This is a genomic window from Chryseobacterium sp. WLY505, from assembly GCF_030846215.1.
Taxonomy (GTDB): domain Bacteria; phylum Bacteroidota; class Bacteroidia; order Flavobacteriales; family Weeksellaceae; genus Chryseobacterium.
In genome coordinates this window covers 1-23,549 of the sequence record NZ_JAVCWI010000002.1, presented here as the reverse complement: position 1 = coordinate 23,549, position 23,549 = coordinate 1, and the positions used below count along the sequence as shown (strand labels likewise).

General features: G+C 35.6%; 23 protein-coding genes. 15 read left to right on the top strand and 8 right to left on the bottom strand.

Features of this window, described 5'->3' with window-relative positions:
• Positions 1-113 precede the first annotated feature (113 nt).
• The 3 genes from RAH34_RS05515 to RAH34_RS05505 all read left to right on the top strand — a co-directional run bounded on the left by RAH34_RS05515 (position 114) and on the right by RAH34_RS05505 (position 4,636).
• Positions 114-2,351: a CocE/NonD family hydrolase gene (locus RAH34_RS05515; protein WP_306595437.1), complete on the top strand. Its 2,238-nt coding sequence runs from the start codon at positions 114-116 to the stop codon at positions 2,349-2,351.
• Between the two features lie 104 nt (positions 2,352-2,455).
• The gene (locus RAH34_RS05510; RefSeq protein ID WP_306595436.1) at positions 2,456-4,138 is read left to right on the top strand and encodes an APC family permease; all 1,683 of its coding nucleotides are present in this window, start codon (positions 2,456-2,458) and stop codon (positions 4,136-4,138) included.
• Between the two features lie 159 nt (positions 4,139-4,297).
• Complete coding sequence (locus tag RAH34_RS05505) at positions 4,298-4,636, top strand: DUF962 domain-containing protein (RefSeq protein WP_306595435.1); 339 nt, start codon at positions 4,298-4,300, stop codon at positions 4,634-4,636.
• A gap of 473 nt (positions 4,637-5,109) precedes the next feature.
• Here RAH34_RS05505 and RAH34_RS05500 read toward each other — a convergent pair whose 3' ends face one another.
• The 3 genes from RAH34_RS05500 to RAH34_RS05490 all read right to left on the bottom strand — a co-directional run bounded on the left by RAH34_RS05500 (position 5,110) and on the right by RAH34_RS05490 (position 8,200).
• Positions 5,110-5,574 carry a hypothetical protein gene (locus tag RAH34_RS05500; RefSeq protein WP_306595434.1) on the bottom strand — a complete coding sequence of 155 codons (465 nt, stop codon included), beginning with the start codon at positions 5,572-5,574 and terminating at the stop codon, positions 5,110-5,112.
• A 26-nt stretch (positions 5,575-5,600) separates the two neighbouring features.
• Positions 5,601-6,056: a lipocalin family protein gene (locus RAH34_RS05495; RefSeq protein WP_114821076.1), complete on the bottom strand. Its 456-nt coding sequence runs from the start codon at positions 6,054-6,056 to the stop codon at positions 5,601-5,603.
• Positions 6,057-6,190: 134 nt separating this feature from the next.
• Positions 6,191-8,200: a hypothetical protein gene (locus tag RAH34_RS05490; RefSeq protein ID WP_373427980.1), complete on the bottom strand. Its 2,010-nt coding sequence runs from the start codon at positions 8,198-8,200 to the stop codon at positions 6,191-6,193.
• Positions 8,201-8,356: 156 nt separating this feature from the next.
• On the opposite strand from RAH34_RS05490, the gene RAH34_RS05485 reads away from it, so the two are divergent.
• Positions 8,357-8,971 carry a DUF4377 domain-containing protein gene (locus RAH34_RS05485; protein ID WP_306595433.1) on the top strand — a complete coding sequence of 205 codons (615 nt, stop codon included), beginning with the start codon at positions 8,357-8,359 and terminating at the stop codon, positions 8,969-8,971.
• Between the two features lie 130 nt (positions 8,972-9,101).
• Here RAH34_RS05485 and RAH34_RS05480 read toward each other — a convergent pair whose 3' ends face one another.
• Positions 9,102-10,040 (bottom strand): SPFH domain-containing protein, encoded by a 939-nt coding sequence (locus RAH34_RS05480; protein WP_306595432.1) that lies wholly within the window; start codon positions 10,038-10,040, stop codon positions 9,102-9,104.
• A 203-nt stretch (positions 10,041-10,243) separates the two neighbouring features.
• Positions 10,244-11,599 carry a deoxyguanosinetriphosphate triphosphohydrolase gene (locus tag RAH34_RS05475; RefSeq protein ID WP_114821137.1) on the bottom strand — a complete coding sequence of 452 codons (1,356 nt, stop codon included), beginning with the start codon at positions 11,597-11,599 and terminating at the stop codon, positions 10,244-10,246.
• Positions 11,600-11,797: 198 nt separating this feature from the next.
• On the opposite strand from RAH34_RS05475, the gene RAH34_RS05470 reads away from it, so the two are divergent.
• Both RAH34_RS05470 and RAH34_RS05465 read left to right on the top strand, forming a co-directional pair.
• Positions 11,798-12,427, top strand: a complete 630-nt coding sequence (locus RAH34_RS05470) for a bifunctional 2-polyprenyl-6-hydroxyphenol methylase/3-demethylubiquinol 3-O-methyltransferase UbiG (RefSeq protein WP_306595431.1) — start codon at positions 11,798-11,800, stop codon at positions 12,425-12,427.
• A 98-nt stretch (positions 12,428-12,525) separates the two neighbouring features.
• Positions 12,526-13,260, top strand: a complete 735-nt coding sequence (locus RAH34_RS05465; protein ID WP_306595430.1) for a DNA-formamidopyrimidine glycosylase family protein — start codon at positions 12,526-12,528, stop codon at positions 13,258-13,260.
• A 210-nt stretch (positions 13,261-13,470) separates the two neighbouring features.
• Here the strand turns inward: RAH34_RS05465 and RAH34_RS05460 are convergent, their stop codons facing one another.
• Together RAH34_RS05460 and RAH34_RS05455 are read right to left on the bottom strand one after the other, a co-directional pair.
• Positions 13,471-14,193: a LytTR family DNA-binding domain-containing protein gene (locus tag RAH34_RS05460; protein WP_114821071.1), complete on the bottom strand. Its 723-nt coding sequence runs from the start codon at positions 14,191-14,193 to the stop codon at positions 13,471-13,473.
• Positions 14,193-15,269 carry a sensor histidine kinase gene (locus RAH34_RS05455; protein WP_306595429.1) on the bottom strand — a complete coding sequence of 359 codons (1,077 nt, stop codon included), beginning with the start codon at positions 15,267-15,269 and terminating at the stop codon, positions 14,193-14,195. Before RAH34_RS05455 ends, RAH34_RS05460 begins: the two co-directional genes overlap by 1 nt.
• 191 nt (positions 15,270-15,460) lie before the next feature.
• Between RAH34_RS05455 and RAH34_RS05450 the strand changes: the two genes are divergently transcribed.
• From RAH34_RS05450 to RAH34_RS05440, 3 genes are all read left to right on the top strand, one after another.
• Positions 15,461-15,889, top strand: coding sequence for a hypothetical protein (locus RAH34_RS05450; protein WP_306595428.1), 429 nt, complete (start codon positions 15,461-15,463; stop codon positions 15,887-15,889).
• A 7-nt stretch (positions 15,890-15,896) separates the two neighbouring features.
• Positions 15,897-16,868: a hypothetical protein gene (locus tag RAH34_RS05445; protein WP_306595427.1), complete on the top strand. Its 972-nt coding sequence runs from the start codon at positions 15,897-15,899 to the stop codon at positions 16,866-16,868.
• Positions 16,869-17,121: 253 nt separating this feature from the next.
• A complete protein-coding gene (locus tag RAH34_RS05440; RefSeq protein ID WP_114821067.1) occupies positions 17,122-17,778 on the top strand; it encodes a glycosyltransferase family 32 protein in 657 nt (218 codons plus the stop codon).
• Here the strand turns inward: RAH34_RS05440 and RAH34_RS05435 are convergent.
• Entirely contained in the window at positions 17,775-18,110 is a 336-nt protein-coding gene (locus RAH34_RS05435) for a multidrug efflux SMR transporter (RefSeq protein WP_114821066.1), read from the bottom strand. The two genes, RAH34_RS05440 and RAH34_RS05435, sit on opposite strands and share 4 nt — an antisense overlap.
• Positions 18,111-19,234: 1,124 nt before the next feature.
• Between RAH34_RS05435 and RAH34_RS05430 the strand changes: the two genes are divergently transcribed.
• The 6 genes from RAH34_RS05430 to RAH34_RS05405 all read left to right on the top strand — a co-directional run.
• Positions 19,235-19,954 (top strand): AAA family ATPase, encoded by a 720-nt coding sequence (locus RAH34_RS05430; protein WP_306595426.1) that lies wholly within the window; start codon positions 19,235-19,237, stop codon positions 19,952-19,954.
• Positions 19,951-20,697 (top strand): YggS family pyridoxal phosphate-dependent enzyme, encoded by a 747-nt coding sequence (locus RAH34_RS05425; protein WP_306595425.1) that lies wholly within the window; start codon positions 19,951-19,953, stop codon positions 20,695-20,697. The genes RAH34_RS05430 and RAH34_RS05425 overlap by 4 nt, the downstream gene beginning before the upstream one ends.
• 6 nt (positions 20,698-20,703) lie before the next feature.
• Complete coding sequence (locus tag RAH34_RS05420) at positions 20,704-21,144, top strand: hypothetical protein (protein WP_306595424.1); 441 nt, start codon at positions 20,704-20,706, stop codon at positions 21,142-21,144.
• Between the two features lie 731 nt (positions 21,145-21,875).
• Complete coding sequence (locus tag RAH34_RS05415; protein WP_306595423.1) at positions 21,876-22,487, top strand: transposase; 612 nt, start codon at positions 21,876-21,878, stop codon at positions 22,485-22,487.
• Positions 22,488-22,635: 148 nt separating this feature from the next.
• Positions 22,636-23,034, top strand: a complete 399-nt coding sequence (locus RAH34_RS05410; protein WP_114821059.1) for a helix-turn-helix transcriptional regulator — start codon at positions 22,636-22,638, stop codon at positions 23,032-23,034.
• A gap of 257 nt (positions 23,035-23,291) precedes the next feature.
• Positions 23,292-23,549, top strand: a 258-nt coding sequence (locus RAH34_RS05405; RefSeq protein ID WP_306595422.1) for a transposase, incomplete at its 3' end; no start/stop codon positions are given.

Here is a 23,549-nt window from a genome sequence, read left to right as displayed (position 1 = left end):
ACTACTTTCGTCTGATAAAATGTAAACAGTTTTAATAAACAGTTATCAAAAACACATTTTAATTTGATACTTTTTCAACAGCAGCTAAAAACATACCATAAACACACCAATCCATGAAATTTAAGATACTTTTAGCATTAATTTTTGTAAACCTCCTGCAGGCACAAAAATTTTATTTTCCAAAGACAGCTGTAAATGACTCCGTTATACTGGAAAAGCAGATGCCGGGACTTGCACAGCAAGTGATTTCTCTCCTTCAGTCTGCAAAGTATAAACCTGAAAATACGGTTGATCTTATGGATAATCTTTTACGCGTGCAGCTGGTGGCTCAGGATTATAAAAATTCATTGGCCTCCCTTTTCGAAAACCGTAATCTCTTTGCAGACCATAATATGGGAGGGTACAGAAATATAGGATTTGAACTGTACAGTCTGGCTAAACTGGCACAAAAAGAAACTAATACCTCTTTTTCAGCCTCTCTTCAGAAAGTATTTAATCAAAAATACGAAAGCCTTCCGGAAAAACTGATTCCAAGACTGGAACTCGCTCTTAACGGAGATGTGAACGCATCCAGAAAACTGTTGAAGAACCTGCTTGATAAACAAAAAGATAAGGACAGCATCGATTACAAAACAGCGCTGGCTTTATGTAAAAGTTATCTGAACTATAAAACCTACTCCAGCATCAAGCCTCAGGTCATGCAGCTTCTGGCTTCAAAAGATAAGGAAAGATTCATTATTGAAACGAAAGATCTTAAGATCAATGGAAATACCTTATCAATCACTATTGTTCGCAGAAAGGAAAACACATCCCCACTTCCTGTTATTTTAACCAATAATATCTATGCAGGTCCCATTGATGGTTTTTTTGGAAAGAGAGCCGCTACATACAATTACGTAGGGGTTGTTGTGAATACCAGAGGCAAGAGAAACAGTAATGATGCGAACAATCCTTTTGAGCATGAATCGCAAGATATTTATGAAATGATAGACTGGGTCAGCAAACAGCCCTGGTGCAATGGGAAAGTAGGAATGATCGGAGGAAGTTATTTAGGCTTCAGCCAGTGGGCAGCCGTAAAAAAATTGCATCCGGCATTGAAGACGATTGTTCCTCAGGTTGCAGTAGGCATCGGGATTGATTATCCGGCACAGAACAATATCTTTATGAGCTATATGCTGCAGTGGATCCAGTATGTTACCAATAATAAGTTTACCGATGAAGCAGATTTTACCAATGCTGTAAAATGGGATTCTATTTTTACAAAATGGTATAAAAGCGGGGAATCATTCAGGTCGTTAGATAAAATAAGCGGAAAGCCAAGTAAAATATTCCAACGATGGCTGGATCACCCGGGATATGATAAATACTGGCAGAAAATGGTTCCTTACAAAGAGGATTTTTCTAAAATCAATATTCCTGTTCTGACTACAACGGGATATTATGATGATGATCAGATTGGTGCGCTGTATTATTTTAAACAGCATCATCTGTATAATAAAAATGCGGATCATTATCTGGTCATAGGCCCTTATAATCATGGAGGAGCACAAAGTTTCGGGTTTACTTACGTGAATGGCAATCCTATTGATCCGGTAGCCAGAATAAGTATTGACGACCTTGCTTTCTCATGGTTTGACTATATTCTTAAAGGCGGTAAAAAACCAGAAATTTTAAAAGACAGAATCAATTTTCAGGTGATGAACACCAATACATGGAAACATGTAGCCGATCTTGATAAAATGCATAATTCTTCTTTGAAATTCTACCTTCAGGACAAAAAAAACACATCTTCTGTATTTAATAAACCTGAAACCAAAAATTTCACAACTCAAATTGTTGACTTTAAAAACAGAGATGAGAAAGACACTTTTTACAAAGTCAGCAAGAAAGACAGCATCAAAATGACAAATTCTGTTGTTTTTGAAAGTGAAGTTCTTGACCAGGATATCATCATGAGCGGAAACCTTTCCGGAGTTTTCAATGTTTCCATCAATAAAAGAGATTTTGATACGGATACTTATCTGTACCAGATTTCTCCGGATGGAAAATCCTATTTATTATCAACTCACATTGTGAGAGCCAGCTATGCGAAGAACAATGAAAAACGACAGCTTCTTGAACCCCATACAATGGAACAGATTCCGATTAACAATTCTTATTTTATGAGTAAAAAGATTGAAAAAGGAAGCAAACTCCTGCTATTGGTTGGAGTGAATAAAAATCCTAACTGGCAGATCAATTATGGTTCCGGTAAAGATGTGAGTGATGAAACAGTAAAGGATTCCGGGGAGCCGCTCGAGATCAAATGGTACAATGACAGCTATGTGGAAATACCTGTTTATAAAGACTAAAGATTTTTGTTTGCGCATTTTTACCCAAATGTTTTTAACAACTGTTAACATCAAAATAAAAAATCATTACATTTGCTTTTTTTCAAATCAAATATAGTTATTGAATGAGTCAACTTTTTAGAAGAAAAATCTATTCAGATACAGATACTTCAACGGGACTTTTAAGAGTCCTAGGTGTATGGGACATTGTATTTTTTGGTATTGCGGCTATTATAGGAGCAGGGAGTTTCAGTAGTTTGGGAGAAGCCGTTTTCAGAGGAGGCCCCGGCGTTATTCTACTATATTTGATCTGCGGTTTTGCCTGTGGGTTTACCGCTTTATGCTACGCTGAATTTGCCAGCAGAATTCCTACTGCAGGTTCTGCTTACACCTATGCCTATGCCAGTTTCGGTGAACTTATTGCCTGGGTAATCGGATGGGCTCTGATCATGGAATATTCTTTCGGGAATATTTACGTTGCCTTTTCCTGGTCGGATTATTTCACCAGTTTCCTGGGACGTCTCGGAATGCATATTCCTGATTATCTGACCTGCAGCTATACAGAAGCGAGAAAAGCCGTTCAATATGGTTCAGAAAACAAAGAACTTTTAAATGCGTGGAAAACTGCTCCATTGATCGGAAGTTTGAAATTTATTGTAGATATTCCGGCATTGGTGATCAATGGCTTAATTACATGGCTTTGCTATGTAGGAGTAAAAGAAAGTAAAAACTTCAACAACTCTTTGGTTATCTTAAAGCTTGGAGTTATTTTACTGGTTATCCTGGTTGGTTTCTCCTATATCAATACTGAAAACTGGGCTCCGGTAAGTCCTGCAACGGGAACTCCATCCTTCATGCCAAATGGTTTTGCAGGAGTAATGAGTGCGGTATCAGGAGTATTCTTCGCCTATATCGGGTTTGATGCTTTAAGTGTACTTTCTGAAGAAACTAAAGATCCGCAGAAGACCTTACCAAAAGGAATGATTATATCTCTTGTATTATGTACAGTGATCTATATCGCATTAACGCTTGTATTGACCGGAATGGTGGATTACAAGAAATTTGACGGCGTGGGAGATCCGCTTTCCTTTATATTTGAAAAAACCAATGCTAATGTAGCCTGGATGGAACTTGTAGTTTCTTTCGTTGCGATTGTTGCTATTACTACCGTATTATTGGTTTTCCAGATGGGACAGCCGAGAATCTGGTATGCCATGAGCCGTGACGGACTAATGCCTGCAAGATTTCAAAAAATACATCCAAAGTATAAAACACCTTCATACGCAACTATTGTTACGGGAATTGTGGTAGGTATTCCTATCTTGTTTACAGATAAAACTTTCATCCTTGATTTTACAAGTATCGGGACCATTTTCGCATTTGTATTGGTGTGTGCGGGAGTTCTTCTTCTTCCTGCCAAAGAGAAAATTAAAGGCAGATTCCACCTTCCTTATGTGAATGGTAAAATCATTTTCCCTGTTATTTTCATTGGTGGTTTGCTGGCTTTCTACCAATGGCAGCCGGAGTTTTTTGATAACCTGATGAACTGGTCAGATCCTAATGAAGGAGAATTCAGAGCTTCTATTTTCTTCTTTATTATCATCAATCTGATTCTATGTGTCGTAGCTTTTATAAAGAATTTATCATTAATTCCATTGATCGGATTAAGCTCATGTCTTTACCTTCTTACAGGAATGAGCCATGAGAACTGGTTCTGGTTCGGAATGTGGTTCCTGATCGGAATGGTCATTTATTTCTGCTATGGATACAAAAACAGTAAGCTTGGAAAAGAATTGAAAGACAGCTAAATAAGCACTTAATAAAATTGCGGAAAGGCAGAATAGCAAAGAGGTTAATCCCTATGGAGAGACTGATGGGCTATTCTGCCTTTTTGCTTTTTTAGGGCTCTTTCAAAAATCGGCAGCATTATTGCTTTAACTGCAATAGAATCAACAAACTAAATCACCATGGCTGAAAGAATAAAAACATATAGAGAGTTTTACCAGTTTTACCTTACTGAGCACAGTAAAACTGGCACCCGCATATTTCATTTTATTGGAACATTCCTTGTATTTTTCGTGATATGGTATGTCATCAGTTCCGGAAAAGAACGATTTCTTTGGTACATACCGATTGTAGGCTATGGATTTGCCTGGTTCAGTCATGCCGTGATTGAGAAGAATAAACCGGCTACTTTTAAATATCCTTTATGGTCTCTGATTTCAGATTTCAGACTGTTTTTTGAACTTTTGATCGGTAAACAGAAATTCTTCACCTCCAATAATCAGCCGCAGAAACAGAAATAGATTTAGGACTTTCTTGTTCTTCTTGGTTTTGGAAAATGTAAAGGCGCAAGAACATTTCGACTTTGCTCAATGTGAGATTTTCAGCAAATGATATGGTATTATTTTTCTCGCAGATTGTGGAGATTTCGCAGGTTTTTCACTATCACCTGCTTAATTTGCTCAATCTGCGAGAGAATTTTAAAGTTTAGATTCCTTGCTTTGCTCGGAATGACAAAAATGCTGGTGAACTCATTCAATAAATAGTACTTGCAGAAAGGTAAAGTTTTTTCATAGTAATCTGCATAATTTGCCTAATCTGCGAGAGTATTAAAGTCAGGATTCCTTGCTACGCCCGGAATGATAAACGTAGTATTGAAATTTTATCTCCGATAAAATCTTGTGCCTAAAAGCATTCATTCTAATAATAGTTGCGCCTTTGCGTTTTCCAACCTTTACTTTTCGATTGAGATTGCTTCACCTTCGGTTCGCAATGACTATGTGTCTGTAGAATTCTGTTTATTGTGATGAAGCTTCTTCCCTATCAGATATCCCAATGAAGGCAGAATAAACGACAATACCACCGGAATTATCAATGCAAGACCTGATCCGTCAAGAACAAGCGTTAACGGAAAAAGATATCCATTATAAACAATAAGTGCCAATGAAAAAAGAACACTGTCACTATTACTGGTAGAAAGGATGTTGAAATCACTTCCAAACTGATCAAACAAACCGGAACAGACAAATAAAAATAAATTCACAAAAAATACCCACAGAACCGTTCGGTAGATCATTCTTTTTTTTGCATTCAGGTATCCTGCAAACACCAGAAAGAGGGACAGGATTCCGGTAACCATATAATCAAGGCTGGACATTGCCACCTCACTTCCGGTTCTTCCCAGGAAATACAGGACATATAATACGATATTCAGGAGATAGATTACGGTTACATAATTCATACGTCAAAATGCTTAATTACAGACAATCAATATTGCTTTTCAAGGATATCATAGTGAACAGTGTTTGCTATTTTCTCAGCAAAAGCATCGCCATTCACTTTTTTCTGTTCAGAAATATAACTTGAAAAAGTGATGGTTTTATCTTTATTCAAGGTTACTTCTACCTCTTCCAGAATGCTTTGATCATCCACATAAAACTGGATTCTGTTTTCAACAATCCTCCAAAAAGAAAGTCTTGGTTCTGAAGCACTGCAATCACCTGACTTCCCTTCTACATAATTGTAAATGGCAAAGCCATCTTCCCTGATGGCATAATTTCTCATCAAACGGCAGTTATCAAACTGTTTTATTACTTTCTTCTGATCTTCGTAGAATCCGGCTTCCTTCAGTTTCCAGAATCCTGTAACATTTTCTTTGGTTAATTTTTGCGCACTGACCAGAGAAACGGTCATAAAAGAAGCAAGAAAAAATATCTTGTACATCAAAGGATTTGTGTTTTTTTTTACTTTAAACGAATATAATGAGACTAAGGAGTTTCGGCGGGCGGCTTCGCCGCCCGCCGAAACTTTAAACCTTAAACTTTAAACAATAAACCTTAAACTTTGAATTCAAAGCTCTATTTAAACTTCTTCTTAAAACTGAATTTAAGCATATTCATAAGCCCTGGTTCAATGATATCAATTCCCAGTCCGAAATTGCTGTCGGCAACGGTATGATGATCTGTCCTGAACTGTTCAAACTCACTTTGCGGAATTTCAAGATTGATCAGAGGATTGTATTCAATAGACACACTTGCCCCGTTTTTGTGTACTTTTTTTCGGCTTTTATAATCAAAATATGGATTGGCAATAGTACTTTCCTGAACTGTATATTTTTCTTCAGTATCAATTTTCTGATCCGTATGCAAATTGATTTCATATTTTTCGCTGTCGAAATTATGCCAGAACGGTAAATCTTTGTGAATGAAATCTCTTGCACTCGCCTTTACTACATTCCGATCGAAGTACATCAGGAAACGGTTTTTCTGTGGATCTACAAAATAAGGATTCTCAATAGTTGCGGTATACTGGATCTTTACTTCATTCAGTCTCTTATCATCACTTACTACATCAATAGCAGCATCTTTGAATACATTTCGGACATCTGTACCGTTACGGTCACCTGAATAATTGAGTGCATAGAAGAGGAAGCTGTTCCAGCTGTCTATGATTTCTCTTTTATTGGTACTTTTAAAATACCTTCTCATAGCATTGGCTCTGTTTCCTTTGTAAGTCGTAGACAAAGTAAGTTTTCCGGTATTGCCATGTGCTGTTAAATCAACTTTTTCATTAATGCAGAAATAAGGGAATTTATAAGATTTTCTAACCTGAAGTTCCTGATCTTTTTTCACTTCCAGATAATGCATAAAATAGATAAATCCTCTGTTTTCAATCAATCCGAATTCATCACGGATCGTAGCATCAATGAAGTATTCTTCATCTTTGTAATTCACTTTTACGACGACATGATTGAAACTTAACAGTGATGGCAGATAGTATTTAATATAATAATCCGTATTAAAATTCACGAGCACTACAGATGCATCTACTCCTATATAATCCAGGATCACTTTCAATAAAACCGACTTCGCTTTACAATCTCCCTGTTTATTTTCATAGGTTACCGATGGCTCCTGTGGCTTATGACCATTCATTTCATCTGCATTGAATACATAATAGATATGATTTTGTACATATTCTATGGCAAACTGCAGTTTTTCATCCTGATCAGTAATAGCATCCAGTTTTTCAACCAGGTTTGGCGCAAAATCCTGTAAAGAAGATTTGTTAAAAATCTCCTCATAAAATGGAACAATATAGTTGGAAAGATCTTTCCAGTTGCTTTCTGTAGCAAAATCCACATAAGGAAAAATTTCACGTCCTGAGTCTACAGGATTGATATAATTCTCTTCTTCAATCACAAACCTTTCTCCTTTTTTCAGGTGATTAATTTCCGGTTCAAGAACATGGCCCTCCTGATCTCTGAAAAATGTTTTTTTGTAAGCAATAATCTGTTCACGCTCATTGATAAACGTGAATTTAAAACTTCCATAAGCCCAATAGTTATCCGGACTTACCCAGACATATTTTGAGAACTCCTTTCTCAGAAAATCGCGGTCTGTAAATTCTTTGATTCTTGAATCTTCTAAGATCAGAACATCATACAATCTTAAATCTTTGATGGTAATATTAATCTTTTTATTACTGCTCAAGACGCCTCCACTGCTCTGGTTTTCACTGTCTAGGACTTTGATTTTCGTATCCGGAATTTTATCGATTAAAACCCCATCCCTCAACACACTGATCCTGTGAATCTGATAGACTTCATTTTCCTCCACAATCACATCAGAAACAGAAGCTCTTTCCAGGTTTCCAGGTTCGTTCAGAGTATATGCCATGCAGACATACTCACTGTTTTCAGTGTTGCTGGTATAGTATTTTTTGTCTAAAAAATAGCAGTAATCACGACCTTCATCAATTTGTCTTCTGGCAAATTCGGAGTCTTTGATTCGGTTTTTTATTTCCTCATCCCCGATATTTCCTGCCCACATTTCAGGTTTTTGAATCCTGTAATTTTCAACTTGCATTTGATTATCCATATTGATTATAAGAATTATATTTTGGTTAGTGTTTAAGAAATTCAAATTAAATGATTAAAAAAGTAAAAAACAATAGCAGAAGTACTACAAATTCGGGATTTTTTTTCGGCATGGTAATTGCGAGGTATGGGGAAAATCAAGTTTATGAAAAGTATAGCAACAATTCTAAAAGGGGCAGCACCCGCATTAGCATTATTCGCAATGACGCAATGTACAACCACAGCCAACGCATCCTCAGGTGATGAAAAAACATTCATCGTAGGACCACAAACAGCAGATTGTACAGGAGTAGCTCCTATGAAATGTCTGCAGGTAAAAGAAAACGCTTCCGGAAACTGGACGAATTTCTACAGCAATATCGAAGGATTTACTTATGAACCGGGATATGAATATGTTTTAAAAGTAAAAACAGAAAAAATTGAAAATCCGCCAGCTGACGGATCTTCCATAAAATACACTTTGGTAAAGCAGGTTTCTAAAACGAAAAAAGCAGAACTGGCAGCCAATGAAAAAACCATTATCGTAGGACCACAAACCGTAGAATGTTCTGCCGGAGCTGGCCGTATGCAATGTATGCAGGTAAAAGAAAGTGCTTCTGAAAACTGGACAAATTTCTACAGCCATATTGAAGGCTTTACTTATGAGCCGGGTTACGAATATGTTTTAAAAGTAAAAACAGAAAAAATCGCTAATCCTCCGGCAGATGCTTCTTCAATCAAATATACATTGGTAGAACAGGTTTCTAAAACGAAGAAATAATAAAAAAAAACCGTTTCTGAAAATTCAGAAGCGGTTTTTTATTTTGTAGGAAGAACGAAGGCTGAAGTCTAAAGTTATAGGAAAGTCAGTCAATCATCCATCTGTTTCAGGTTATTTCTTCCACTTTATCTTAAAATCCTGCTTCTTTTTGTGGTGGATCAGGATATTTTCCTTTCGTAGCCTCTCCTACTGTGTTGGCTGTTGTCATCGCTACTACAAGATCGTTCAGCATTCCGCTGGCTGCAGTGGGTGAATTGGGAAGAAGTACAAGATTACTTCTGTTGCTGGCCCCCACTGAGTGTAAAGTATCATAATGTTGTGTTACCACAATAAGCGCTGAGGCTTCATGAGAATTGATATCCACATTATTCAGCATTCTTACAGATTCTTCAAGTCCTTTGGCAATTTCTCTTCTCTGATCGGCAATTCCCTGCCCTTGTAATTTCTTGGATTCTGCTTCTGCTTTTGCCACCGCAACAATTCTGATTCTTTGTGCTTCAGATTCGTATTCAGCCGCTGTTTTTTCTCTTTCTGCTGCATTGATTCTGTTCATGGCATGTTTTACCTGCTCATCCGGATCAATATCGGTTACCAATGCTTTGATAATATCATAACCATAACTGTTCATGGCTTCCTGAAGCTCGCTTTTCACTGCAATGGCCACATCATCTTTTCTTACAAAAACATCATCCAGTTTCAGTTTTGGAACTTCTGCTCTCACAACATCAAAAACAAAAGAAGTAATTTGATTTTCAGGATTTTCCAAACGATAATAAGCATCTCCCACCTGACTTCTGATCACCTGATACTGAACAGAAATTTTCATTTTGATGAAAACGTTATCTAATGTTTTGGTATCAATCATAACATCCAGCTGCTGAATTCTCAGATTAAGTCTTTTGGCAATCTGATCTATGATCGGCAGCTTCAGGTGAAGACCGGAATGCTTTACCGCACGGAATTTCCCGAAGCGTTCTATAATCGCTGCTGTTTCCTGCTTAACTACAAAAAACGAAGCGAATAAAATAATAAGCCCGAAGAAAATAACGGGCGCAAAATATATACTCATAGCTTTAATTTTTATTAATATGTCGTCACAAATCCTGTTTTGTTAAAAGCATTTTTTGCAGTGTTTGTTTAAATATAAGAAAAATAAAATTAGAGTTAAAGTACAAATTTCAGCGGAAAAGCCGCTTTTAAACCCAAAAAAAGCCTCCACTTTAATGAAATCATTAATAGAAGAGGCCTGTGAATTATTACAATAAATAGGATCTACACCGTCATTCCGATGTCTATCCCTTTTATTTTTCTGTACAAATCGGTAGCGTAATTATCCGTCATTCCTGAAACGAAATCAATGACTCCGAGAACTTTCTGATAATCGGTTCCGTCATTATAAATAAATTGCTTTGGAATGAGTTTCAAAGCTTTTTCATCATAGGATTTTCTGTTGTCCTTAGACTTCAGAATAGAAGGAATAAAATGATCCAGCAATTCGTACATTACGTTATACCCTGCATTTTCAATTTCAACAACAGCTTTATGATTGTAGATTTTTTCTACTGAGAAACTCTCAATATCCTGGAGCGCTTTATTTTCCTTTTTATAAATATCAAGTAATCCATTGCTAAGATTTCCTTCAAGAATTGTTTCAAAGTTATGCTTATACATCTCAATCGATTTGTTGATTAATGCATTGATCACTTTTGCTCTTAAATAGGAAATCTGTTCATTTTCATTGGAGATAGAGCTTAGCTTTGTCTCAATTCTCTGAACATCATCCGTTTCCGATTTTACAAGCTCGAAAAACAGGTTTTTACAGTCTGCTGTGGAAACAATTCCCAATCTGTGGGCATCTTCCATATCAATGATATTGTAACAGATATCGTCAGCGGCTTCTACCAGCCATACAAATGGGTGTCTTTTGAAAATATGAGGTTCCTCACTTTCGGAAATAAGCTGGGTTCCTTTGGCTATTTCCAGGAAAATATCTTTCTCATTCTGGAAAAAACCGAATTTCTTTCTGTGAATGATTCCTTTTTTCTTTGCAACCGCTTCACACGGATATTTTGCAATACTTGCCAGTGTAGAGAATGTCAGCTGAATACCACCAGCATCTTTCCCTTGTTGCTGTTGTGCCAATACTCTGATGGCGTTTGCATTTCCTTCGAAATTAACCAGATCTGCCCACTCTTTTTCATTGAACTTTGATTTCAGATCTTTTTCATTTCTTTCAAAATAGCTGGCTATGGCATCTTCTCCGGAATGTCCGAACGCAGGATTTCCCACATCATGGCACAAACATGCTGCCGCAATTACATTTCCTAAATTATAGAGATAAAAATTCTTTGAATCTTCAGTGAGTTCATTTTTAAAATCTTCAGCAATAAATTCACCGATAATACTTCCTAAACTTCTTCCTACGGATGATACTTCCAGAGAATGGGTAAGTCTGTTATGTACAAAAACACTTCCCGGAAGAGGAAAAACCTGCGTTTTATTCTGCAGTCTTCTGAAGGCAGAAGAGAAGATTATTCTATCGAAATCCCTTTGAAAATCAGTTCGTGAAGCTTTGGTCTGTGGATTGTTTCCTGTACGTTGATTGGTGAAAATCTGGTTTAAATTCATCATTTTTCAAAATTACTCCAAATTTTAATTGTACGGAATAGTATTTAGATTTTTATTAAAGAGATCTTCCATTCAAAAAATCTATTATAGTAAACGTTTTTTAGGGATCGGAAAGCTTGAATAAATATTTTACATTTGATACAAACAATACAGTTGAAGAATCCCTCTAATTCTTCTTTCAAATTTTAAATTATAACTATGACAGACAACACATGGCTCAACAGATGGGACGAAAGGTACAGCAGCGAAGAATTTGCGTATGGAACAGAACCCAACAATTATCTTAGAGAACAATTATCACAATTAACTCCCGGTAAAATACTTTTCCCCGCAGAAGGTGAAGGCAGAAATGCAGTTTTTGCAGCAACACAAGGATGGAAGGTTTCTGCTTTTGATATCAGTGCAAACGGAAGAGATAAAGCGTTACAGCTTGCAGAGAAACAACAAATTACTATTGATTATCAGGTGGGAGAACTTTCCGCTTTGGATTATCAGAAAGAGCAGTTTGATGCTATTGCGCTTATCTACGCTCATTTTCCGGGTGCGATCAAATCTTCTATTCATCAGATGTTAAATCAATATCTCCGTAAAGGTGGTTTTATTATTTTCGAAGCTTTCAGTAAAAATCATCTTGAATATATTGCAAAAAACGAAAAGGTAGGCGGTCCAAAGGACATTGAATCCTTATTTTCTATTGAAGAAATCAAAGCTGATTTTCCGGATTATGATATTATTGAATTAGCAGAAACAGAAATTGAGCTCAGTGAGGGACTATTCCATAATGGGACAGGTTCGGTCATTCGTTTTGTGGGACAAAAACTGGTCTGAGTACCTCAACAGTTATTGAAAAGGTTTGTTTTGGGATAAAAGATCAGATTGTATACGGCTATGGAATATTATTTGAAGCTTTATCTCAAAACAAACGTATGCCTGAAGGTCCATCCATCATATTAATGAAAGAAAACCTGCAGCCATTTGCAGGGCAGCAAGTAACAGAAGTTTCAGGGAATGCCCAATTTGAGAAAGATTCTTTTATTGGCCAAACCCTCCTTGAAATCCGTACTTTTGGAAAACAGACTTACCTCGTTTTTGAAAAGGCAGCTATCAGAATTCACTTATTAATGTTCGGTTCTTACAGTGTTGATGAGCAGACCAAACCGGATAAAAGTTTACGTTTGGCCTTGTTTTTCTCTACCGGAAGCATCTATTTTTATACCTGTTCCGTAAAATCTGTACCTATTGAATATCTTTCCACCATTGATTGGGAAGCCGATATAATGAGCGACCAATGGAACCCCAAAAAAGCCGAAGAAAAATTAAAATCCAATCCAAAAATGATGGTTTGTGATGCATTGATGAATCAGGATATTTTTTCAGGTGTAGGCAATATTATTAAGAATGAGGTTCTTTTCAGAATTGGAGTGCAGCCTGAAAGTTTACTGGGTAATCTTCCTGCTAAAAAAAGAAAAGAACTCATTGCTGAAGCCAGGAATTACAGTTTTGATTTTTTGAAATGGAAAAGAGAATTTGTTTTGAAAAAACATTGGCTGGTCCATACAAAATCTGTGTGCCCCATTTGTGGACAAAAATTAGTTAAAAAGCAAACCGGGGTGGGAAAAAGGAGAAGTTTCTATTGTGAAAAGGATCAGAAGCTTTATTGAATAAACCGCTATTCTTATGTTTTGGCTGAAGCCTTTGATTGTTTTTATTTATTTAACGGGCTAAAGCCCGTTGCTATTGAATCATAGTATTCTATTTTTTCCCACGGATTACACAGATTTTCACAGATTTTTATATCACTTGAATGATATCTAACCTATTACTCTTTATTCATTACCCATTGCTCATTGCTCATTACTCATTACTCATGATCAATCTGAATTCAGAAGTCCTCCGGCAAATTTTGTAAAGAACTCGGCTCTGTATACTTCTCCAAGAGGAATCTCGGAGTCTTCAATATATATATTATGATTGTCAAATGAATCTATATAATTCATATTCACCACGTAGGACTTGCTGACTCTGATAAAGGTTTCCCCTGAAATCTTCTGATGAATGGTTTTTAAATTCATTGCCGTGATGAGCTTTTGCTGCTTTGTATGAATAACGACATAATCTTTGAGCCCTTCAATAAATTTAATATCAGAAAAACTGATTTTATAGAATCTTCGTTCTGCTTTGATGAATAAAAAGTCTGCCGTATTAGATTCCACGGTATTTTTAACGGTATCTTTAGATAAAAGCTCTGTATAAAGTACCGCTTTATCAATTGCTTTTTTCAGCCTTTGGGGATCAATAGGTTTCAGAAGATAGTCTACGGCTTCCAGTTCATAGCTTTTCAATGCATATTGAGAATAAGCAGTGGTAAAGATAATCAGGGATTTTTTCGGAAGCATTTCTGCAAATTCGAGACCTGTTACCATAGGCATTTCTATATCGAGGAAAATAAGATCTACGTCATGATCTTTAAGAAACTCAAGGGCAGACGGAGCATTGGAAAATTCGCCCAGGACATCCATAGTAGAAATTTCAGCGATCAGCGATCTCATTTCGGCTCTTGCCAGCGGTTCATCATCAACAATAATACAATTCATCACACAGGAATTTTTAAATTTACAACATATTCTTTATCACCGGATTCTATCTTCAGATCAAAGGTATCACCGTAAAGAAGCTCCAGTCTTCTGGTGATATTAGCAAGCCCAAGTCCACTGTTTTTTTTATCTGAAACGGTATAGCCAGTACTTCTTGAATTAATACACCTGAAATAAAGCTGTTTATTCTCCATATTGATTTCTATTTTTACATAGGTTTCTCCTCCACTGAGATCTACACTATGTTTCACGGCATTTTCAACGAAAGTCGTATACAGATTAGGAGGAATAAAAGTGCTGCTCATTATTCTTTTCTCCATATTGATCTGAATATCAAAAGAGAAATTGTCACGCCTTATTTTTTCCAGGTTTAAAAAATTGGACAAAAAATCAATTTCCGAAGTCAGTAATGTCTTTTCTTCACTGTTTTCATACAGCTGATATCTGAGAAATTCGGACAGCTTTACAATTACCACTGAAGCTTTTGCCGGATCAGTTCTGATGAGCGCTTTTACATTATTCAGCATATTAAACAGAAAATGCGGATTGATCTGGTTTCTCAGTTCATTCAATTCCATATTCAGAGTAAGATTGCTCAGTTCATTGATCCTTTTATTATCACTGATCCATTTCTGTAAAAGCTTTATGGTAGTAGTCGTGAGGATTATCGGAATGCACATCAAAACGCCCTCATAAATACCTCCTCTTTCATTATCTTTCGGAATGTATTGTGTTCTGAAATCCTGAAAGAGATGCCTGAAACTATAGCCGATGAAATTAAGTCCCACAACTCCCATAAGAACCAGCAGTACAAGATAAGTGATGTATTTTGTTTTAAAGAAAAACCGCGGAACCAGCACATATATATTAATGTATACCATTGCAATCAGAATGGTATATACAAAAAACAGAACATAGTACTGATAAATTCCGGAATACCAATGCCAGAACCTTGCGCTGTACATTAAAAAGAAAAAAAAGATCAGAAACAGCAAGTGCCTCCGGAGCCCGTACTTCGCCTCCACCAAAAAATCCATTACAAAGGTTTCTTCAAATTTCCACGGACTGTATTTCATGCGACTGGCTCATTTTATTGATAACAAAAATACTCAATAACGGAAATTACAACTATTTTATTATACAAAACCTGTATTTTATTATACCAATTATCATGCTCGGGGATTTTGTATAAAATACCAGCCATTTTGTATAAAAACAAATTTACACCCTTCTTTTCTCTATTCCTTTGTACCGTAAAATGACACATATGGAATTAACAGTTTTTCACGAACTCACTCAGGAAATATCCCTGGAATGCTTTTTTATGACAGAATCTCAACAGGAAGAAAAAGTAATACAGCTTATTGATCTGCATCATTTTGTAGAATGTTTCGATTCGGAAATGAAAATTCTCAGCTATCTCCACCATTCTATTAATATTGTAGAACATGAAGGAGAGAAAAAAGGAATTCTGTTTTGTGACCTTAAACATTCTGCTGTGCCAGACAGCAATGCCTCTGAAGAGTTTAGAAGAAGATACGGACTCTCGGAACTCTGGTTTGTTTTTGTGGAGGAAACCTATGTTCAGGATACTGCGTGCTATACGGATGCCATTATTGAAAACAGTCTGGATATTTTCTATGACAGGATTTTTACCTTCAGCTTTTTCCAATCTATTATTCAGCCATTAAAATAAACAACCCATGAAAACATTGAGAAGAGTACTTGTTCCCCTGGCAATACTTCCTTTTAAAAATATTATTTATGCTCAGAAAAAGGACAGTATTCCATTGAAAGTCCGTGCATTCTTTGCAGATAAAATCCCGCAGTCACGGAACTTCAATCTTGAATATACTCTGGTAGGTCCATCGTCTTTTTCTTCACAGTTACAAGGCCAGGATCTGCCGGATAATAAGGTTAAAAGTTTTCAGCAAATGAAGGCAGATGCCAATATTTATTTTATTAAGAACAGAAGCTGGCTTTTGAGTACTGCATTGAGCTATCGTTATACTTCGATCACGAACGAAAATCCTGTCATCCCAGGAATTCAGAATGAAGAAAACTTTCATTATCATTCCGAAGCTATTAATTTAAGCTACTTTTCAAGATTATTTAATAAGACCGCAGTATATTCCGCCAGTATTTCTACAGATGGAAGTGAACAGCATTTTGAACGAATCAGAGGATTAGTAACTGCTTCATTAATTTTAAAGGCAACTCCAAAAACAAAAATGAGTCTCGGACTGGCCGGTATTATTGACCCGAGTTCTCAAATTCCCGTGCTCCCTGTTTTTACCTATGAGAACAGATTCAATAACGGATGGGTACTGGACATCCTTCTTCCGAAAAAAGTACTGGTAAGAAAAGCTATTTTTTCCAGCGGCAGGATTTCTCTGGGAACAGAAATGGATAACATTTCATTTTATACTTACCATAATGATAACACTTATGAATTCCGGCAGGTTGCCATCAATTCAGGAGCTATTTATGAGCATAATCTTGGCGGAAATTTCATTGGTACTTTCAAAACAGGAATCAGAGCTAATATCAATTCGAGAGCATTTAATAAGCAGGATTCTTTTAATGATTATCTATGGAAAGCAACTTATAAACCTTCACTCTATTTCAATATTGGAATTTCTTATAACCCTTTTGAAAGACCGAGAACAAAATAAATTCAAGAGACAATCAATCTCTATAATATCGAACCTTATTCTTGAAGTTCCTCACCCGGAAGATTAAAAAAAAATTAAAATTTTTCTCCACACTATTTAACAATTCGTCTAAAACAGAATCAAAACTTCAGCTCAGCATAAGCTATTTCAAAGATAGATCTCTCTCTATTTCATGAAAAACCTTATTACTGTTACACGTCACAGGTGAAAAATGATTTCGGTTTTTATATAAGAATATAATTAAAAAAAGAAAATGGCAGTACCCAAACAAATATTTCAGACTTTCATAACTAAAAAACTTCCTTTGATTACAAGGTATCACATCTGGAATATGAAAAGGAAAAATCCGGGATACCGCTATTTTTTCTATGATGATCAGGATATTGAGAAATTTATTGCTGAAGAATTTCCTCCTGAATACATTAACAGTTACCGCAAGCTGACTATTGGAGCAGCAAAAGCAGATTTCTTCAGATATGCCATTTTATATAAAAAAGGGGGAATATACCTGGATATAGACAGCAGCACTATCAAACCCTTTGAAAAACTCATCAGTGAAGATGATGAAGCGGTGATCAGTGTAGAAAGACACGAAAATCTGTATGTTCAATGGGCTCTTATTTTCAATAAAAACCATCCTTTTCTAAAGAAAACATTAGAATTGATGATTGATAATATAGACACCCACCGTTATCCTCATAATATTCATGCTACTACTGGTCCTACCGTATTCAGTAAAGGAATAAGGGAATCATTAAAGGAAAATCCAACCATTCCGTTTACATTATTTAACGGTATTGAGTTCCGCGGATATTTAAAGTTCAAATATAAACTGGGAAAATTCTTTTTATACAAAACACGATCTCAACACTGGAAACAGAAGCAGAAGCATCAGGAAATTATTTTTTAGTGAGTTCCCATTTTTGAGAATACATTGATAATAATCACACCAATCACAATCAAGGCAATCCCAATAATGGCAGGCAGATCTGGAACCTGTTTAAATGCTATTACTCCAATCATCGTTATAAAAATAATTCCTACTCCGGACCAGATGGCGTAGGTAATTCCTACAGGAATATGACGCAGGGTAAGACTCAGAAAATAAAAAGCACACGCATATCCAATCACCGTCACTACCGATGGCCATAATTTAGAAAATTCCTCAGATTTCTTCAGAAAAGTCGTGGCAATAATCTCAAATATGATTGCCAAGGCGAGAAATATATAACTGCGTCCCATAAATTCATTCTTTCTGCAAAAGTAGTAAAAGCCTCCGGGGAATTCAAAAAGAGAATTCTCCCCCCCTCTCTATTCGCGAGATAAGAAATGTTTATCTCACCCATGAAAGGTCTGCTCTTTGGAAACTTCAATAATTTTCACAGGAGTCTAAATACCGTTAAGTATCTTATTTTCAAAGCTATTCATTTTCATGGTGTGATCTGAAATAATCGGACAGCAGACAACTTTTATTTTCATTTCTGGCATAAAATAATATTTCTCTATGACATGAAATGTGACAGCTGACAAAAATTCCAGTGTAAAAATTAGCGCTAAAAATAAATTTTATTAACATAAAAATCTATTTAAAGTAACAAATTAAAGTTCAAGAATGACACTTTACTACAATATTATGCTAAGCATTATTTATTATTTGTTTTATCAACTCCAATATAGAAGTCAATAAACAGTTAGCACATTCACATAATTTTACAGATAGAATAATAAAAGTATTAATAAATTTCAAATAATACATTAATTTATTGTAAACAAAAATTCACTAATACATGAACACTAATCACCGTAATACACTGATAAACATCATAGTGTTTTACTTTGGCACATGATTTGAAAGTAGTAATATTGCAATTGAAAGATTGATAAAAAAAAGTCAAATAATTAAAAATAATACAAAATGGTAACTTATATCGGTATCGCAACAGGTTTAGTCGTAATCACTTCATATTTCATGACAGTAAGAAGAGAAAGAAACTAATCTTAAAACAAAACAAGCCTATAGAAAATCTATACTAATTATATTGTTTTATGTTTTTAGTCTGAGAGATCGGATTGCTCTTTTACCATCGGGTAAAAGGGCCCAAAAACATAAGCAGAAAGATCTTAGTTTCATAACAAATTTTAATATCCAAATGAGAAAAGCCGGCCGCAAGTCTGGCTTTTCTTTTTTTATAGTCTTTTTCCCACAGATCTCACAGATTTTCACAGATTGTTGCTAATACCAGCATCATTTATCATTTATTATTTATCATTCAGTATCCGTTGGACCAGGTATTTATTATTTTTCAGGATTATTTTTAACATTCAATAAAGCTTTATCTTTGTTTATTCAATAATCATTAATCATCATGAATCTGTACAACCTTATTATTCAAGATAAAGAACAGGTAAACCTTAACGAAGTATTTCTTAATGCCAACAACAGAGAGCAGCTTGTACAGCTTATTAAAGAGCATAATTACGTTAAAGAACTCCAGGAGTATGGCTTGCCGGTTAACCATAAAATTTTGCTTGAAGGAAGTTCCGGATGTGGAAAGACCATGACGGCAAAAGCAATTGCCAATGCCCTTGGAAAGAATATTATTATTTTAAATCTTAGTAATATTGTTTCAGCCCGTATTGGAGAAACGTCACAGAATATTAAAATGATCTTTGATAAAGCCGCCAGAGAAAGATCGGTATTATTCCTTGATGAACTGGATCAGATCGGGAAAGCGAGAGGCAGCGATGACAAAGACGTCGGCGAAATGAGAAGATTGGTTAATACTTTGATTCAGCTGATTGATTATTACCCTGAAAATGCTTTATTAATCTGTGCCACCAATCATCCTGAAATTATTGATACTGCTCTTTTAAGACGTTTCCAATTAAAAATTAATTATGAAATGCCTTCTGCTGAGATTCTGGATACCTTCTACGATCGGTTATTAGCTCAGTTTCCGGAAAATATGCGCACTATTGAAAGAAAGTATTCTATTTCCTTTGCCGAAGCTAAAGATTACGCACTAACAGCCGTGAAAGCTGCTTTAATTAAAAAACTGGAAGCCAAAGAAACCATCTCATCATGAAAGAAGATATTCTCCACAATCTCGCTTTGATCAATGATCGGATAAAAAAGGCTTGTGAGCAATGCGGAAGAAATAGTAATGAAGTCAGATTATTACTGGCGACGAAAACTGTTTCTGCAGAGCGCATCAAAGTCGTACTGGAACATGGGCAGACGTTAATTGCTGAAAATAAAGTCCAGGAACTGAAAGAGAAATATGAGGGGCTAAAGGATATTCCCCATGAAAATCATTTTATCGGCCATCTTCAGACCAATAAAATCAAAGATATTCTGAAATATGATGTTACCTGTATTCAGTCTCTGGATCGTCTGGAACTTGCCGAGAAACTTCATCAAAAGCTTTTAGCTGAAAACAGAACAATGGATGTTTTGATTCAGGTGAATACGTCCAATGAAGAAAGTAAATTTGGTGTGGATCCTAGTGAGGCCATTGAACTTACGCGAAAGGTCTCTCACTACTCTACTTTAAAGATAAAGGGATTGATGACGATTGGCTTATTCAGTGCTGAAACCGAGAAAGTAAGAGCATGCTTTAAAATCCTGAAAAAACTTCAGCAGGACATCATCACCGAAAATATTCCCAATGTAGAAATGAAAGAACTTTCTATGGGAATGAGCGGAGATCTGGAAACAGCTATTGAAGAAGGCTCAACCATTGTACGGGTGGGGACTGCTGTTTTTGGAGCGAGAATTTATCCGGACAGCTATTATTGGAATGAAGGAAAAATAAATAACGAAGCTTAAAACTATATGTTTCCATTTACCTATACTTTTGAGAGAGAAATAAAAAATAGCAAAACGTTTAAAAATGTCACTGATGCAGTATGTCATTCAATCACAGAAAGAGGCTTAACTGCTATTGTTCTTGCTGACGGCACCATCATAGGTGAAAACAAAATGTTTAAACTTGATTTTGCCAACAAATCTCCATTAGTTTTCTCGCCTGGCAAAGAATACTTCTACTACAATAAAAATACAAGAATTCTTACCTACCAAACAACAGCATTTTATTCTATACTATTTTCCCTGATCTATTCCGCTGTACTTTTCCTGATCCTGCATTTTATCCTACATCACCTGACTACTGAGATAATAATAGCATTTCTCCTTTTCATTGCCGGTATCATTATTCATTATTGTCATTATATTTTGGTAATAGATAACGTTTCCAAAAATTTAAACGAAAATTAAGCAGTAAAAACGATCTCTTTAGTAATACGGGCTTCGACAGGCTCAGCCTGACAACGCTTAAAAATTTCGGTTGGTATTCGGGTTGTCACCCTGAGCCTGTCGAAGGGCTATTAATAAGAAAACCTTTGTTACTCGTTATCCCAGGTATTAACTAAAGGGACAAGTCAATAAACTCATTCCTTAGTCTACAAATCCGGTATACTTTTTGCTGTAAACATTTCGTAACCAAACAAATACATTTATGGATAAAAAATTACTATCGGTATGTCTGTTCATGACATTATTATTCTTTTTTTCATGTGAAAAAGAAAACGCACAGATGAAAAGTGGAATTTCCATTGAAACCATTTCAATTATAACCTGCGTTACTATGGGCGTAGCTATTTTGCTGGCGTATAGCTTTAAACGAAGATAACAGCCGGAATTTAAATACTAAGGCACCTCTCAATTTTTGGGAGGTGATTTTGTTTTAAAAATTTTAATTAAATGACTGGCATTCACGCTCCGCAAAGTCTCCTGACTTTGCGGCATTAAAAAAAATGCTGTAAAATATCTAATTTACAACTCCATTAATTATCTTTGATAAAAACCAAAGATGAAAGAAGGGTATGTTATCAGAGATCAGGATAGACCTCACGCTCCGCAAAGTCTCCTGACTTTGCGGCATTAAAAAAAATGCTGTAAAATATCTAATTTACAACTCCATTAATTATCTTTGATAAAAACCAAAGATGAAAGAAGGATATGTTATCAGAGATCAGGATAGACCTCATTTTTTAACCTGTACCATTATTGAATGGATAGATATTTTTACCCGAAAAATATATCGAGATACCATCGTAGAATGCTTCGAATTCTGTATAAAAAATAAAGGAATGATTCTTTATGGTTATGTCATTATGAGTAACCATTTACATTTTATTGTACAGTCAAGAGATGGAAAACTTTCAGATCTAATCAGAGATTTTAAAAAATTTACAGCGAAACAAATATTAGAAAAAATACAAACAGAACCGGAAAGCCGAAAAGATTGGATTCTGGAACGATTGGCTAAAGCTACTGAAACTCATTCCAGAAATAAAAATTTTCAGGTTTGGCAATATGGAAATCATTCTGAGGAAATTTTCAGCTTAAAGTTCCTATGGGATAAATTAAATTATATACATATGAACCCGGTTCGTGCCGGAATTGTATCAAAAGCAAATCACTACATTTATTCTTCAGCAACTAATTATTCTAATGGTACAGGAATAATAAATTCAATTGAAATTGCAGAAAATCCAGTGATTAATGTAAATAGAAGTTCTGAATTTTGGAAATATAACCATTATGATGAGGAATAATGCACTCAAAGTCAGGAGACTTTGCGTAGCTTGAGGTTTTGTTTTAATTAAAAATAATTTGGTACAATCTTCAGCGTCACATCTTAATATTCACCACATTTTTTTATCTTTACTGATCATAAACCTTCAAATAAGCTTAAAACCACAAATGGAACAAAAGATACATCAGGGAAGAAATGTAAAAAGATTCAGAGAGATGCTGGGCATCAAACAGGAAGCTTTGGCGCTGGATTTAGGTGATGACTGGAACCAGAAGAAAATCTCCTTATTGGAACAGAAAGAAACCATTGAAGATCCGCTTCTTCAAAAGATTTCTGAGGTTTTAAAAATTCCTGTGGAAGCATTTCAAAATTTTGATGAAGAACAGGCTATCAATATTATTGCAAGCAACTTCCATGATAACGCAACAGGTGTAATTGTCAATAATTATAATCCTATTGATAAAATCATCCAGCTTCATGAAGAAAAAATTGCACTTTATGAAAGAATGCTGAAAGAAAAAGATGATATGATGACCAGGCTTGAAGGACTGATTAAAAGCAAGTAAAAATCATTGAGATTGCTTCGCTACGCTCGCAATGACGATGGTCGTACAAGTCTCTTAATTTGTCGAAAAAACATATCGCTTAAGCTTTGCTGAGTGGAACGCCTTTGTGAACATTGAAACAATTAGTAGTCGAAAAATCCTTGCGTCATTTGCGTTAAAGAGATTGCTTCGCTACGCTCGCAATGACTGTAAAAAACAAAAATCCCTTTCATTGGACTGCCCCCAAAAAGTTAGACACTTTTTAGGGGCATTTTTTTATGTATAGAAAAGAAAAATTTAGCGTTGCTTTTAAATTAGAATGTATTAATCTTCACAAAAATTCTCATCGTTCAATTAAATCTATAGCAACAGAGAAAGGATTTAATGAAAGCAATCTGCGCAAGTGGATTGGTTTTTATAGCAAGTACGGAATCTCGGGACTATACCCTCGAAAAAATATGAGCTATTCCCTGAATTTCAAGGTTAAAGTTCTAAAAACCATCGAAACAGAACATATCTCACAAAGGGAAGCATGT

Excerpts from the sequence above, each read along its gene's own strand:
- RAH34_RS05515 (WP_306595437.1), top strand. The coding sequence starts at position 114 with ATGAAATTTAAGATACTTTTAGCATTAATTTTTGTAAACCTCCTGCAG.
- RAH34_RS05510 (WP_306595436.1), top strand. The coding sequence starts at position 2,456 with ATGAGTCAACTTTTTAGAAGAAAAATCTATTCAGATACAGATACTTCA.
- RAH34_RS05505 (WP_306595435.1), top strand. The coding sequence starts at position 4,298 with ATGGCTGAAAGAATAAAAACATATAGAGAGTTTTACCAGTTTTACCTT.
- RAH34_RS05500 (WP_306595434.1), bottom strand. The coding sequence starts at position 5,574 with ATGAATTATGTAACCGTAATCTATCTCCTGAATATCGTATTATATGTC.
- RAH34_RS05495 (WP_114821076.1), bottom strand. The coding sequence starts at position 6,056 with ATGTACAAGATATTTTTTCTTGCTTCTTTTATGACCGTTTCTCTGGTC.
- RAH34_RS05490 (WP_373427980.1), bottom strand. The coding sequence starts at position 8,200 with ATGCAAGTTGAAAATTACAGGATTCAAAAACCTGAAATGTGGGCAGGA.
- RAH34_RS05485 (WP_306595433.1), top strand. The coding sequence starts at position 8,357 with ATGAAAAGTATAGCAACAATTCTAAAAGGGGCAGCACCCGCATTAGCA.
- RAH34_RS05480 (WP_306595432.1), bottom strand. The coding sequence starts at position 10,040 with ATGAGTATATATTTTGCGCCCGTTATTTTCTTCGGGCTTATTATTTTA.
- RAH34_RS05475 (WP_114821137.1), bottom strand. The coding sequence starts at position 11,599 with ATGAATTTAAACCAGATTTTCACCAATCAACGTACAGGAAACAATCCA.
- RAH34_RS05470 (WP_306595431.1), top strand. The coding sequence starts at position 11,798 with ATGACAGACAACACATGGCTCAACAGATGGGACGAAAGGTACAGCAGC.
- RAH34_RS05465 (WP_306595430.1), top strand. The coding sequence starts at position 12,526 with ATGCCTGAAGGTCCATCCATCATATTAATGAAAGAAAACCTGCAGCCA.
- RAH34_RS05460 (WP_114821071.1), bottom strand. The coding sequence starts at position 14,193 with ATGAATTGTATTATTGTTGATGATGAACCGCTGGCAAGAGCCGAAATG.
- RAH34_RS05455 (WP_306595429.1), bottom strand. The coding sequence starts at position 15,269 with ATGAAATACAGTCCGTGGAAATTTGAAGAAACCTTTGTAATGGATTTT.
- RAH34_RS05450 (WP_306595428.1), top strand. The coding sequence starts at position 15,461 with ATGGAATTAACAGTTTTTCACGAACTCACTCAGGAAATATCCCTGGAA.
- RAH34_RS05445 (WP_306595427.1), top strand. The coding sequence starts at position 15,897 with ATGAAAACATTGAGAAGAGTACTTGTTCCCCTGGCAATACTTCCTTTT.
- RAH34_RS05440 (WP_114821067.1), top strand. The coding sequence starts at position 17,122 with ATGGCAGTACCCAAACAAATATTTCAGACTTTCATAACTAAAAAACTT.
- RAH34_RS05435 (WP_114821066.1), bottom strand. The coding sequence starts at position 18,110 with ATGGGACGCAGTTATATATTTCTCGCCTTGGCAATCATATTTGAGATT.
- RAH34_RS05430 (WP_306595426.1), top strand. The coding sequence starts at position 19,235 with ATGAATCTGTACAACCTTATTATTCAAGATAAAGAACAGGTAAACCTT.
- RAH34_RS05425 (WP_306595425.1), top strand. The coding sequence starts at position 19,951 with ATGAAAGAAGATATTCTCCACAATCTCGCTTTGATCAATGATCGGATA.
- RAH34_RS05420 (WP_306595424.1), top strand. The coding sequence starts at position 20,704 with ATGTTTCCATTTACCTATACTTTTGAGAGAGAAATAAAAAATAGCAAA.
- RAH34_RS05415 (WP_306595423.1), top strand. The coding sequence starts at position 21,876 with ATGAAAGAAGGATATGTTATCAGAGATCAGGATAGACCTCATTTTTTA.
- RAH34_RS05410 (WP_114821059.1), top strand. The coding sequence starts at position 22,636 with ATGGAACAAAAGATACATCAGGGAAGAAATGTAAAAAGATTCAGAGAG.